Origin of the sequence: Coprococcus sp. AM97-35, from assembly GCF_027697525.1 — a bacterium.
In the GTDB taxonomy this organism is placed as follows: Bacteria; Bacillota; Clostridia; order Lachnospirales; family Lachnospiraceae; genus Allocoprococcus; species Allocoprococcus comes.
Genome location: NZ_JAQESL010000026.1, coordinates 22434 through 36345 on the forward strand (window position 1 = coordinate 22434; position 13912 = coordinate 36345).

The 13912-nt window shown below is 43.6% G+C and carries 13 protein-coding genes and 1 other annotated feature; of the genes, 2 read left to right on the top strand and 11 right to left on the bottom strand.

Annotated features, from left to right (window positions below):
• Positions 1-17: 17 nt before the first annotated feature.
• Positions 18-752 carry a DUF5058 family protein gene (locus PG840_RS13925; protein ID WP_008369597.1) on the bottom strand — a complete coding sequence of 245 codons (735 nt, stop codon included), beginning with the start codon at positions 750-752 and terminating at the stop codon, positions 18-20.
• 289 nt (positions 753-1041) lie between these two features.
• On the opposite strand from PG840_RS13925, the gene PG840_RS13930 reads away from it, so the two are divergent.
• The gene (locus tag PG840_RS13930; protein WP_022221145.1) at positions 1042-1728 is read left to right on the top strand and encodes a S1 RNA-binding domain-containing protein; all 687 of its coding nucleotides are present in this window, start codon (positions 1042-1044) and stop codon (positions 1726-1728) included.
• A gap of 111 nt (positions 1729-1839) precedes the next feature.
• On the opposite strand, the gene PG840_RS13935 is transcribed toward PG840_RS13930, so the two are convergent.
• From PG840_RS13935 to PG840_RS13980, 10 genes are all read right to left on the bottom strand, one after another.
• Positions 1840-3756, bottom strand: a complete 1917-nt coding sequence (locus tag PG840_RS13935; RefSeq protein WP_270205698.1) for an NAD(+) synthase — start codon at positions 3754-3756, stop codon at positions 1840-1842.
• 12 nt (positions 3757-3768) lie between these two features.
• Positions 3769-4647 carry an Hsp33 family molecular chaperone HslO gene (hslO, locus tag PG840_RS13940; RefSeq protein WP_008369602.1) on the bottom strand — a complete coding sequence of 293 codons (879 nt, stop codon included), beginning with the start codon at positions 4645-4647 and terminating at the stop codon, positions 3769-3771.
• Between the two features lie 19 nt (positions 4648-4666).
• On the bottom strand, positions 4667-5449 hold the full coding sequence (locus PG840_RS13945; protein ID WP_270205714.1) for a class I SAM-dependent DNA methyltransferase: 783 nt from the start codon (positions 5447-5449) through the stop codon (positions 4667-4669).
• A gap of 203 nt (positions 5450-5652) precedes the next feature.
• Positions 5653-6288 (bottom strand): lactate utilization protein, encoded by a 636-nt coding sequence (locus tag PG840_RS13950; protein ID WP_022221141.1) that lies wholly within the window; start codon positions 6286-6288, stop codon positions 5653-5655.
• The gene (locus PG840_RS13955) at positions 6288-7313 is read right to left on the bottom strand and encodes a branched-chain amino acid aminotransferase (protein WP_008369610.1); all 1026 of its coding nucleotides are present in this window, start codon (positions 7311-7313) and stop codon (positions 6288-6290) included. The genes PG840_RS13950 and PG840_RS13955 overlap by 1 nt, the downstream gene beginning before the upstream one ends.
• 154 nt (positions 7314-7467) lie before the next feature.
• Positions 7468-7977 carry an acetolactate synthase small subunit gene (gene ilvN / locus PG840_RS13960; RefSeq protein ID WP_055156800.1) on the bottom strand — a complete coding sequence of 170 codons (510 nt, stop codon included), beginning with the start codon at positions 7975-7977 and terminating at the stop codon, positions 7468-7470.
• An 18-nt stretch (positions 7978-7995) separates the two neighbouring features.
• Complete coding sequence (ilvB, locus tag PG840_RS13965; protein ID WP_270613791.1) at positions 7996-9726, bottom strand: biosynthetic-type acetolactate synthase large subunit; 1731 nt, start codon at positions 9724-9726, stop codon at positions 7996-7998.
• Positions 9727-9814: 88 nt separating this feature from the next.
• Positions 9815-10073 (bottom strand) — a binding site (T-box leader).
• 80 nt (positions 10074-10153) lie between these two features.
• On the bottom strand, positions 10154-10642 hold the full coding sequence (locus PG840_RS13970; protein WP_270613792.1) for a dihydrofolate reductase: 489 nt from the start codon (positions 10640-10642) through the stop codon (positions 10154-10156).
• A gap of 17 nt (positions 10643-10659) precedes the next feature.
• Positions 10660-11508: a thymidylate synthase gene (gene thyA, locus PG840_RS13975; protein ID WP_270613793.1), complete on the bottom strand. Its 849-nt coding sequence runs from the start codon at positions 11506-11508 to the stop codon at positions 10660-10662.
• Positions 11509-11541: 33 nt separating this feature from the next.
• The gene (locus PG840_RS13980; RefSeq protein WP_022221139.1) at positions 11542-12828 is read right to left on the bottom strand and encodes a homoserine dehydrogenase; all 1287 of its coding nucleotides are present in this window, start codon (positions 12826-12828) and stop codon (positions 11542-11544) included.
• A gap of 219 nt (positions 12829-13047) precedes the next feature.
• Between PG840_RS13980 and PG840_RS13985 the strand changes: the two genes are divergently transcribed.
• Positions 13048-13845: a hypothetical protein gene (locus PG840_RS13985; protein ID WP_270613794.1), complete on the top strand. Its 798-nt coding sequence runs from the start codon at positions 13048-13050 to the stop codon at positions 13843-13845.
• The last annotated feature ends 67 nt before the right edge of the window (positions 13846-13912 follow it).

The window sequence follows — 13912 nt, forward strand, 5'->3', positions numbered from 1 at the left end:
TTATCCTCTCATTCCTATTAAAATACAGTGTTCCAGATGTAACCAATGAGCATGCCTGAGAACATGGAAATTGCAAAGGCCCATTCTCTGAGCCATCCAATATTCTTTTCTTTCGCTAACTTTGTCAGGATCATCATAAGAATGCATCCTACGATTGTTGCGATTGCCGGTGCTCCGCCAAATGCAAACTGATTCTTTTCGTTGAAGAAGTTTCCTGATGCAAGGTTTGCAAATGCACCAAGCATCGCTCCTGCTGAAATGATCGGAACCATTTTGGAATTTCCTTTTGACATCAGATGGTTTACTTTATCCATCTTATCTGTGAAAAGGAGTGTGAAAATCAGCCATCCAAGTGAACCACAGATCATGGTCCATACACCGCAGGCAAATGCAACCGGTGTCAGGTTCTCCAGTGTAGCGCCCATTGCCTGTGCGCCAAATCCGGCTGCCATTGCTTCATAGTTAACGGATCCGATGAAAGAAAGTCTCATCCATGAAACAGGTGCTCCCATTGATACGATCAGAGAGATCATTGTTACCAGGATTACAATAGATGGTCCAATTGAGGAAATGGCACTACTCTTAATTGCCATATTGATCTTTTCCTGTTCAATTCCAATCTCTTTTGCTGCTTTGAGCGACTTCCTGAAAAACAGTACGGACTGAAAAACTACGATTCCTACTGCTATTGCGGCACTCACCCACATCAGAGGGCTGTTTGCCAGTTCCAGATAATTCACGTTTCCCTTCATTTTAAATTCTCCTTTGCCTTTTAGTTTAGGACACTGTCCTTAACATGTCCTTATGTTGGTAATATACAATTTATTTTTTCTTTTGTCAACTTTTTTCATAAATTTTACTATTCAAAATATACACAAATTTTTACCACAATTTTCGTACATAATAACGATTTTTTCTCATTAAGCACAATTTAACCGTCTAACCATCTGGAATCCATACTTTTTATCTATACAAAAATGTGTTATACTAATAAACATATTGAGCATACGTTCAGAAAAATAAACTAACAGAGGTGTTAAGATGGAAAACGAAAAATTACAGGAACAGACAGAAAGCATGGCAGACTACGAAGCACATTTCGATGATGCCAATCCATGGAATGTGGTCGCACGTTATCAGGAAGAAGGAACCAATCTTCACGTAAAAGTAGAAGGAATCGTAAATGGTGGTGTCATCGCCATGGTCGAAGGACTTCGAGGATTCATCCCGGCATCCCGCCTTTCTCTTTCTTATATCGAAGATCTGGAGACTTATCTTCTAAAAGAAATTGATGTCCGCGTGATCGAAGCAAACCAGGCAGAAGGACGCCTGATCTTATCTGCACGTGAGATTTTAAGAGAACAGAAAAAAGCAGAAGATGCAAAAAAACTTGCATCTGTACAGGTTGGAAGTGTTGTAAAAGGTACCGTTGAATCGCTTCAGTCCTACGGTGCTTTTGTACGTCTCGAGAACGGTCTTTCCGGTCTGGTTCACATTTCCCAGATCAGTACCCAAAGAATCAAATCAGCAGACCAGGTACTTCACGTTGGGGACGAAGTAGATGTCAAAGTCATCGGTATCAAAGACGGTAAGATCAGCCTCAGTATCAAGGCTCTTGCCGAAGATGCTGAAAAAGAACAGGAGGAAGAGCTGGAACACGTAGAAATTCCGAAAGTAGAAGCAATCGGAACCAGCCTTGGGGATCTGTTTAAAAATATCAAGCTTTAAAAATTATAATTTAAAAAAGGGAAGCCTGCACTTTCGCAGACTTCCCTTTATCATTGCCTGATAAGTATCACTGACACTTTATGCGAGAATGTACCCCCTGTACATTCTTTTCTATTTCTCCAGTGCTTCCAGATCCTGCATCCAGACTGCCGCACACGCATCGCTCGGCATTCTCCAGTCTCCTCTCGGAGAAAGTGCCACCGTACCGATCTTCGGTCCGTCCGGCAGGCAGGAGCGCTTAAACTGCTGCGCAAAAAATCTTCGGTAAAAGGTCTTCAGCCATTTCATGATCGTCTCGCTGTCATAAGTTCCTTCAAACGCAAGCTTTGCGAGCCGATAGATCTTTGACGGTTCAAAGCCAAATCTCAGAACATAATACAGATAAAAATCATGCAGTTCATACGGACCTACAAGGTCTTCTGTCTTCTGGGCGATCTCGCCATCCTTCGGTGGAAGAAGCTCCGGACTTACCGGTGTGTCAAGAACATCCAGAAGTACCTCTTTCAGCTCCTGATCCTCACATGTATCCGCATAATACTGAACCAGATGGCGTACCAGTGTCTTCGGAACAGATGCATTGACTCCGTACATAGACATATGATCTCCATTATAAGTCGCCCACCCAAGAGCCAGCTCCGACATATCTCCGGTTCCGATGACCATGCCCCATTCCTGGTTAGCAATATCCATCAGCACCTGGGTACGCTCTCTTGCCTGTGAATTCTCATAGGTCACATCATGTACCTCTTCATCATGTCCGATATCACGGAAATGCACATGAACTGCATCCGCGATCGGCACCTCTTTCAAAGTGGCTCCCAGCTTCTTCGACATCAGGCAGGCATTCTGATAGGTTCTGTCTGTCGTACCAAAGCAAGGCATCGTCACTGCAACGATATCCTTGCGGTCTTTTCCTGCCATGTCAAACGCTTTTGCCGTCACAAGCAGTGCCAGCGTTGAATCCAAACCGCCGGAAATTCCAACGACTGCTGTTCTCGAGTGAGTATGCACCAGACGCTTCTTCAGTCCCATTGCCTGGATCATCAGAATCTCCTCACAGCGCTTTTCCCGCTCTGCCATATTCTGTGGAACAAAAGGGGTCTGTGCAAAGCTTCTGGTAAGTGCTGTCTCTTCCACACTTATGTGGAACAGTACTTTTGGAAGATGACGTTCTTCCGTTGTCTGGAAAGTTGTATTTTTTCTCCGTTCACTTAAAAGGCGGAAAATGTCAATCTCACTGACGATCATCTCGTTGGCAAACCGCTTTGCTTCTTTCAGAATCGTCCCGTTCTCTGCAATAATATTGTGTCCACCAAATACCACATCCGTCGTAGACTCTCCGTCCCCGGCATTTGCATAGACATAACCTGCAATCAGTCTTGCAGACTGTCCCTTGATCAGTTCTTCCCGGTAACTATCCTTTCCGATCGTCTCATCACTTGCTGAACAGTTGACCAGGATGACCGCACCTTCTCTTGCCGCCTCAATGCTCGGCGGGACTGGTGACCAGACATCCTCACAGATCTCTGCCGATACGACCAGCTCATCCATCTCTGCCGCCTGATACAGGATCTGCGGCCCAAACAGGATTTCTTCCCCTTCATAAGAAATCACTCTTGCTTTTTTCGGTCCCTGACGGAATTGACGCATCTCATAAAATTCCCCATAATTCGGAAGAAATGTCTTGGTTGTAAAGCCAAGGATCTTTCCGTCATTTAATGCGGCCGCAACATTATAAAGCTCTCCATCAATTGCAAGTGGAAGCCCAACAAATACAAGTGCTTCTGTATGCCTGGTCTCTTCTGCAACTTTTGCAAGTGCTCTGCGCACCTCTTTTAACAGTATATCCTGTGTAAAAAGATCGCTGCAAGTATACCCGGTCAGGCAAAGCTCCGGAAAAACAATGATCTTTGCGCCTGCCTTCTCAGCTTCTTTCATACGTTTGCAGATTTCCTTACAGTTGTGCCAGACATCCGCCACACGAATATCAACTGTGACCGCTGCAACTTTGATAAATCCCTGTTTCATGTGTTTACCTCTTTATCTTTTTGCCTGTTTTAAAATCTGTTTCAGTTCTTCTACACTAAATGTATACGCCGTATTGCAGAAATGGCATTTTACTTCTACTTCTTTTCCGTCATCGATCATTTCCTGGATATCTTTTTTTCCGATGCTGATGATGGCTTTCTCGATTCTCTCATGCGAACAATTGCATTTAAACTGTGTATCCATTGTATCTGTAAATTCCACATTCAGGCCATCCAGTACCTGCTCCAGCATCTGCTCCGGTGTATGTCCGTTATCCAGCATACTGGTAACAGAAGAGATCTTCTTGATATTCTCTTCCAGTTTATCCAACACCTCATCCGATATAAACGGCATTACCTGCACAATAAATCCACCTGCACAGTGTACAGTGTTGTCCTTGTTCATCAATACTCCAAGACCCACAGACGACGGAACCTGTTCGCTGGTTGCAAAATAATACGTCAGATCTTCTGCGATCTCACTTGTCTGCAGAATAGTCTGTCCAACATATGGTTCTTTCAGTCCCATATCTTTAATAACATTTAAAAGACCGATTCCAACAGCTCCTCCAACATCCAGCTTGCCATTCTTAGGCGGCATCATTGCTTCCGGATGATCGACGTATCCTTTCACGTCACCTTTTGCATCTGCAGTCACCGTAATTCCGCCAAGTGGTCCATCACCTTTGATCTGAAGCGTCAGCACATCTGTCTCATTCTTCATCATGCCTCCCATCATTGCTCCTGCTGTCAGAAGTCTTCCAAGTGCCGCTGTTGCTACCGGACTTGTGTCATGTCTCTTTCTTGCCTCTTCCACCAGATTTCCGGTTGTTGCGGCAAATGCACGGATCTGTCCGTCTCCCGCAGTTGCTCTTACAATATAATCTTTCATATAACAATTCTCTCCTGTTCTATTTTCCCTGTTCTCTTGCGATCACATAAATGCGCTCGCTTGTGTCCATCGGCGCATTCTTTGAAAATGCATCGTATGCTGTCACAAATTCCAGCCCCGACTTCCGGATCAGTTCCTTCATCTCCTCCAGCGTATACGCTCTCTGATAATGCGTCTCTTCATATTTGCGATAAAGCCCACTGTCCTTATCTGTCTCAATAAAAAGACTCAGATCATATTCATTGATCTTCTCATCTTCGTAATAATAGTTGTCCCAGATAAAACTGCATTCCTCCCGGTTCTCCGCAATTGTGCGATCCCCAAGAATCTCTTCATACTTGTAACGTGTATTAAAATCAAAAATAAAAACACCTTTCGGATCCAGATAATTGTTGACCAGGCGGAATACTTCCTGAAGTTCTTCCGGCTCTGTAATATAATTGACTGAATCGCAGACACTGATGACAGCTCTTACCGTACCATACAGTTCGAATTCTCTCATATCCTGCAGAAGATACAGAATATCATAACCGGATTTGTCTCGTTTCTCCATTGCGATCTCCAGCATCTCTTCCGCATTGTCCGCACCAATCATATCATATCCTGCCTTTGCAAGCAATTCTGTCATATTCCCGGTACCACACCCCAGATCCAGTACCAGTCCATCTCTGACACCATATTCTCTCATAAGACCGGTGAGATATTCACACCATTCTTCGTAGGGAATATTATCCATGAAGGTATCATATACACGTGCAAAGCTTGTATACGCTTCCATACTCTGTTGTTCCTCTCTTTCGATTCGCCATCAATGCCCATAAGCAGCACTGACCGATGTCCACGGACCACTCCGCTGCGTATCCTGACATCCAGATTATTCTATAGTATAACACAGGATTTTCTTATAGAAAAGTCATATTATGATGAGAACTTTTTCCCTTTCGGAATTTTCTTTTTCAGGCACAAAAAGAACCAGGGAAAATCCCCTGATTCTCTTCGTATTTTTTAGAATCCCAGTTCTTCATTCACCAGAATCACTTTTATTCTGTTTGGAACATGGCTGAATCTCGTAATCAACGTCTGACAGCAGATACTTTTCGGAGATTTACAGTTGGAACAGACACCTGTCTTCGCACACGGAAGTCCTTCAAAACGCTGTCCGTTAATCGGAGCTGCCACATACTTTGCACGGGCATATGCATCCTCTGCACTTCTTACAATTTTATTCATACCAACAATCATCAGAACATTTTCCGGTCCGTAAGAAATAGCTGCCACACGGTTTGCATTTCCATCTATATTAACCAGTATCCCATCTTCCGAGATTGCATTACAGCTTGCCAGAAAATAATCGCAGTTAAGTGCCTGATGCATCATCTCTGCTTTTTCCTCCGGTGTCGCACACAGATCTCTGTCCAGCACTTTATAATTTCCTTTATGAAGTGCTTCAGGAAGACCAATTGCCTTAATGCTCATAGACCCTCCCCAACTGATGCTGCTTCCTTCCGGAATCAGCTCCAGTGCAAGGGCAAGTGCCTCTTCTTTGGTCTGTACATAATGTCCCTCCATCTGACGGGACTTCAAATTCTTTATCACCTGCTCAGCGAGCAGATCATTTCGCTTTGTAACGAATTTATCCATTATTCAACCACCTGGATCCATCCTTCCGGTGCTTCGATGTGTCCCATCTGAATTCCGGTAAGTGTTTCATATAATTTCTTGATAACAGGTCCCATCTCATCCATTCCGCTTGGGAAGCAGATTTCTTTACCATGATCTACAATCTTTCCAACCGGTGATATAACTGCTGCTGTTCCGCAAAGTCCGCATTCTGCAAAGTCTTTTACTTCATCAAGATATACTTCTCTTTCTTCTGTCTCAAGTCCAAGATAATGTTCTGCCACATAAAGAATAGAACGTCTTGTAATAGATGGAAGGATACTGTTTGACTTCGGAGTAACTACTTTACCATCTTTTGTGACGAAGATGAAGTTTGCTCCACCTGTCTCTTCTACTTTTGTTCTTGTTGCTGCATCCAGATACATATTCTCTGCATAGCCTTCTTCATGTGCTGTTACAATTGCATGTAAGCTCATTGCATAGTTAAGACCAGCTTTGATATGTCCTGTTCCATGCGGTGCTGCACGGTCAAAGTCTGAGACTTTAATTGTGATCGGCTTTGCGCCGCCCTTGAAATATGGTCCTACTGGTGTTACAAATGCACGGAACTGATATTCGTCAGCAGGTTTAACTCCGATAACCGGATTGCTTCCGAACATATATGGACGGATATAAAGGGACGCTCCTGATCCGTAAGGTGGTACATAAGCCGCATTGGCTTTTACTACCTGTACGATCGCATCTACAAAACGGTCTTCCGGAAATACCGGCATCTCAAGTCTTCTTGCAGAATCAGCAAATCTCTTTGCGTTCATATCCGGGCGGAATACAACGATGCGTCCGTCTTCTGTTGTGTATGCCTTCATACCTTCAAATACTGACTGGGAATACTGCAGAACACCTGCACACTCATTCAATACAATGTTGGCATCTTCTGTCAGGCATCCATCATCCCACTTTCCATCTTTGTAATTTGAAACATATCTCTTTTCGGTCGGGATATAACCAAATCCTATGCTTGACCAGTCAATCTGTTTCTTTTCCATTGTAATTCCTCCATTCCCTTGTTGCTTCTTACAGTAACATATATCTAAATTATAATTTTTGTTTCCCGTATTTTAAATCCTACGGATTACATATCGCTATTATATTACTTCTGTTTTTCAAATTCAAGAGTGCGCTCTGTTTTTTTTGATTTTTTTATCTTTTTGGCATTGTGATCGCTTCAATCCCCACACTTCCGCCTCTTACAACTTCAATTGAATTGAATTCAGAACGTAGAAACTGGATGATCGCTGTATTTTTATGTGCCGTGTGTACAAATTCAAGAAGCACACTGTCTTTTCCATAATCACGTACCTTTGCCTGATAGGTCTGCGCGATCTGGAAAAGCTCTGTCTTATCTTCCGGTGTACAGTTTTTTACCTTGATAAACATCAGCTCCTGCATAACAACAGATACTTCTGTAAAATCAATGACTTTGATGACTTCAACCATACGGTTCAGCTGTTTTTTGATCTGCTCATAAGTCTCTTCATCACTGTTCGTCTCAATCGTCATTCTGGAGATAGTCGGATCTTCTGTTCTACCTACCGTCAGACTCTCCAGATTATAGGATTTACCGGAAAAGAGTCCGGAAATCTTTGACAGTACACCAACCTGATTTTCCACATATAAGGAAATCCATCTTTTTTTCATTGTATTATCCATCTTCACCTCTCCTCTCCATTAATCCATCAAAAGATCTTCCAGGGTTCCGCCCGGACGTACCATCGGATAAACCTGCACTTCCGGATCCAGCATGAATTCGATCAGAGTCGGCACCTTCAGTGCACGGTTTGCTTTTGCCTGTTCAAATGCTGCTTTCATCCCGGATTTTTCGGTTACACGGATTCCCTTTGCCCCATAGCTTTCTGCAAGTTTTACAAAGTCCGGCGTATATTTCGGTGGATGCTCTTCTCCACGTCTTGTCGCTGCGCCTGCACGAAGATCCGTCATAGAATAGCGTTTTCCATAGAAAAGTTTCTGCCACTGGCGAACCATTCCAAGATAGGCATTATTAAATACACAGAGGATCAAAGGAAGTTCTTCCAGCACTGCTGTTGCAAATTCCTGAATATTCATCTGCATACCGCCATCACCGGAAATTGCAATCACCGTACTGTCCGGATTGCCAATCTGCGCTCCGACTGCTCCCGGGAATCCATATCCCATGGTTCCAAGTCCGCCGGACATATAAAGTCTGGTCTTTTCATTCACTTCCAGATACTGGGATGTGAACATCTGATGCTGTCCTACATCTGTCACAACAATCTTGTCATCCTCTTTAAACACTTCATTGATCGTCTCCAGAATATCCTGAGCCTGCATCTGGTCTCCCTTTGGTTTCATCCTAAGCGGATGCTCCTCTTTCCAGCCTTCGATCTGTTCCACCCAGCTTTCTTTTTTCTCCATTGGTTCTACATATTCCAATAATTTTTCAATTGCTTCTTTTGCATCCGCAACGATCGGAATATCTACCTGAATGTTACGTGAGATGGAGGAAGTATCAATGTCGATATGTACGATCGTAGCCTTCGGTGCAAATGCATGCAGTTTTCCGGTGATACGATCGTTAAATCTGGTCCCGATCGAGAACAGCAGATCGCATTCTTCCACTGCCATATTGGATGCATATGCACCGTGCATCCCCAGATTACCGATAAAAAGCGGATGCGTTGTCGGAATCGCACCACGTCCCATGATCGTTGTCACAACCGGGATCTGGGTACGTTCTACAAGTTCGGTAAATGCCTTATTCGCTCCTGCAATATTTACCCCACCACCGGCAAGGAACAACGGTTTCTTTGCTTTTCCAAGCATCTTAACTGCTCTCTTAAGCTGTCCGATGTGAACACCGGTACTCGGCTTATATCCGCGGATATTGACTGTCTCCGGATAATTCGGACTTCCAAGCTCTGCCATTACATCTTTCGGAAGATCCACAAGAACCGGACCCGGACGTCCGCTGCGCGCAATATAGAATGCCTCTTTGATGATTCTTCCCAGATCTTCTCTCTTTCTTACTGTCACACCGTATTTTGTGATACTTCTTGTAATACCTACGATATCAACTTCCTGGAATGCATCATTTCCGATCAGATGTCTTGCAACCTGTCCGGTAAAACATACCAGCGGTACACTGTCATAATTTGCCGTTGCAATTCCTGTCACCAGATTGGTTGCACCCGGTCCGCTTGTTACCAGACATACCCCGACTTTTCCTGTTGATCTGGCGTAAGCGTCTGCAGCATGGACAAGTGCCTGTTCATGACGCGGAAGTACAACTTTTGTGTAATCCTGTTTGTAAATTTCATCACTGATATCAATTGTACAGGCTCCCGGATATCCAAAAAGGATATCTACCCCCTCCTCTTTTAATGCTTTTACAAGTAATTTGTTCCCTGATATTTTTTTCATAAATCTACCTCCATGAATTTTCTATACAGATGATCGCCAAATTTTTATCATAGTCATATAGAATAACAAACGCCCTAAACGGCTGACCGTTCAGGGCGAATATAAAATCCGTGTTACCACCTGTCTTCAGAGAAGCTGCTTCTCTGCTCTCACGCAAGTACAGAACCATAGAAATGTTCGATACTATTCCCCTGTAACGTAGGGCCTACGTCGAAGTCTACTTGAGAAATTCCCGTTCGGTCCGCTGCTCAAAGGCTACTTCTACAATCCCTTCATGAAGGCTTACACCGTCCGCCTCCTCTCTTTGCTTCCGAAGATTATATACTCCTCCTTGTCATAGCATTTCTTCTATTGTCTCATCGATTACATTTATTATAATGAGTGGTCTATTGATTTGTCAATGATACATTTCGCAAATTTTATTGATCTATTTTATTCTTTCATATTTTGCAAATACATACTCAAGATCGAAATATGTCTGTTCATCCGTCTCAGCTGTTTTTTGCCAATCCGGATCCTTATCCAGATCCGGGAACCAGGTATCTGCCTCATATACATGATCTGTCCGCGTAACATACGCTATATTACAATACGGAAGCATTGCACGGTAAATACTTTCTCCGCCGATTACAAAGACTTCTCCTTTGTGCTTTTTACATTCCTGCATTGCCTCTTCCACACTGTGTACCACGATCGCATCCTTCACCTGATAATCCGGATTGTGGGAAATCACGATATTAACCCGGTTGGCAAGCGGACGCCCCTGCGGAAAGCTTTCCAGTGTCTTTCTTCCCATCACGACAATATTGTCTTCTGTCATCTGACGGAAGTATTTCATATCTGCCGGGATTCGTACAAGCAGACTGTTATTCTTTCCTATTGCCCAGTTTTTATCTGCATTTACAATAATGTTCATCGTATCTGTCTCCTTTTCTAAACCGCGATCGGAATATTTTTGATCTGCGGTCCTGTCACATAATCGTCTAATCTTACGTCATCCGGTGTAAACTGATAGAAATCTTTCACTTCCGGATTCAGCCAGAATTTCGGTGCCGGGTGCGTCTCTCTTGAAAGCAGTTCCTCGATCAGCGAAATATGCCTGTCGTAAATATGTGCATCTGCGATCACATGTACAAATTCGCCCACCTGCATATCGCATACCTGCGCGAGCATATGAAGCAGCACAGCATACTGGCATACATTCCAGTTATTTGCCGCCAACACATCCTGGGAACGCTGGTTCAGGATTCCGTTCAGTGTCAGCTTGTCGCTGCCTTTTTCTTTTGTCACATTGAACGTCATGCTGTATGCACACGGATACAGATTCATCTCATGAAGATCTTGATGTACATAGATATTCGTCATGATCCGGCGGCTGTAAGGATTATTCTTCAGATCATAGAGTACACGGTCTACCTGATCCATCATTCCTTCTTTGTAGACATGCTTTACGCCCATCTGATAGCCGTATGCCTTCCCGATCGATCCATCTTCATCTGCCCAGCTGTCCCAGATGTGACTGTTCAGATCGTGGATATTATTGGATTTTTTCTGCCAGATCCACAAAAGCTCGTCCGTACAGCTTTTGATCCCGGTTCTTCTGAGTGTCAGTGCCGGGAATTCTTTTCGCAGATCATACCGGTTCACCACACCAAATTTTTTTACAGTATACGCCGGAGTCCCGTCTTCCCATCTCGGACGTACCTTTTCTCCTTCTGTGCTGGTTCCATTATCAATGATGTCCCTGCACATCTCTATAAAAACTTTGTCTGCATAACTCATGCCTGATTGCTCCTTTTTCCAATGCTGTGCCTTTTAATATTCTCTGATAATACTGCTGATCTCACTTACGATCGGCATTTCTTTTAATTCCTCCAGTGCATCCTGAAGATGATATTCCTTGACTGCGGATGTTCCGATGACAAGTTCTGCCTTTGCCGCTTTTGCCTGTTCCTGGATCACACGTTCGATACTTACCTTATGATCTCCGAATACTTTCGCGATTGCTGCCAGTACTCCCGGTTCATTACTCACCTGCATACGGATAAAGAAACGATTCTTGACGTCCGCAAATTCCTTGATCGGAAGCTCTTTGTATGCGCTCCATCCGATTCTTCCGGTACAGTTCCATACAATATTTCTTGTAACATCCATCACATCTCCGACAACTGCACTTGCGGTCGGCAGTTCTCCTGCTCCTCTTCCATAGAACATGGTATCCCCAACTGCATCTCCGTGTACAAAAACAGCATTAAAGGAATCTCTTACGGTAGCGAGCGGATGTTTCTTATCGATCATCATCGGATAAACACCTGCTTCAATTCCATTAGATGTATTTCTCGCAATACCGATCAGTTTGATCACATTTCCCATCTCTTTTGCGTAATTTACATCTGCTGCTGTGATCTTTGTGATTCCCTCCGTATAGACATCCGAAAATTTCACCTGTGAATGGAATGCTGACGTAGCCATGATTGCCACCTTACGTCCTGCGTCCAGGCCTTCCACATCTGCCGTCGGATCCGCTTCTGCATAGCCAAGCTCTGTCGCCTTTGCGAGTGCTTCTGTGAAATCCATTCCATCTTCAAACATCTTTGTCAGGATATAGTTAGTCGTACCATTGACAATTCCCATGATCTCATCGATCTGGTTGCCTTCCAGGCACTGCTTAAGCGGACGGATGATCGGGATTCCTCCTGCTACCGCTGCTTCAAACAGGAAATCAGCGCTACCTTCTTTCGCAGCGTCATAGAGTTCCTTTCCATATTCTGCGATCAGATCCTTATTTGCACTTACTACATTTTTCCCTGCTTTCAGTGCTTCTGTGATCATCGTTTTCGCTGGCTCAATTCCGCCCATCACCTCTATCACGATTTGGATTTCATCATCTTCTATAATCTCTTTCCACTGATCTGTCAGCAGATTCTGATCTACACCCTGTCTTACTTTTTTCATGTTGTGTACCAGGATTTTCTTTATTTCAAGAGCGGCGCCGGTCTTCTGCTGCATCTCTTCACTGCGGCGTCCAATCAATTTATAAACACCTGTTCCGACTGTTCCAAGTCCAAGTAATCCTACTTTGATTGTCTTTGTATCTGTCATATCTTCGCGTCCTCCTAATCTATAGTAAACCCATTTTATTCTAGCACTTTTTTGTGAATATTCAAAGAACTTTCTTGACATCTTTGGGGGACGTGATAACATTATAAATGTATGATTCTATGTATTTAAGGACGTGAATGTTAAACATAATTTTTAACATTTACATCATTTAATAAGGGAGTAGATACATATTAAAAAACCAAAGAGGAGAGATAAATCATGCAGTGCCCGATTTGTAAAAAGGATCTTGAGATCAAGAACAAAAAAATAGGCGAAAATGAAGCCGGTGAAGCAATCTACAATGAATTCGCAATCTGCCGCGATTGTAAAAAGCAGTGGAATTTAGATAAACAGCGTGAAAAGAAAAAAAAGCTTGCAAAAGAAGCATTGGCTGAAAAAACAGTTGAAACCGGTAAGGCTGCAGAAAAGCCACACAAAAAGCGCCCGGCTGCCGAAGGAGAAAAAACTTCTGCCGAACGTCCTGCCCAGCCAAAGAAAAAGAAAAAACGTCCGAACCCGGCTGCCGAAGGAGAAAGACCGGTAAGAAAACCTCGTCCGAAGACAGAAGGTTCTTCCGAAGAACAGCCATCCAGACCGCATCCAAAGAAACGCCCTGCTACTTCAGACCGTCCACTTCTCAAATATGCAGAAGGTCAGGAAGAAAGCCGGGAAAAAGTTCGTCCACGTCCGAAAAAGAAACGTCCGGAAGAAGCCAAACCGGTACATGCAATAGACAATTCCAGCACACGTATCATTTCTGATGAAGAAGACGAACTTAAAATTACTGCACCTGATCTTTCCACTCCAGAGGGAGAAAAAGAACAGACCTATTCTAATATCCCACCAAAGCATGTCCGTGAAAAACGTGAACAGGAGATGCGTGAGAACTATCAGAATATGTTAGACGAAGAAGATGACGATGATGAGAGACATTTTCCTGTTGTGCTTGTTGTAATCCTTATCTTCCTGATCATCGCAGCTGCTGCATTTGCAGGATACTGGTTCTTCCTGAAATAAAAAAAAGAATAGTTATGATGAAAGACTGGCTCAATGCCAGTCTTTTTTACGTTAGTAATGAGCCAGG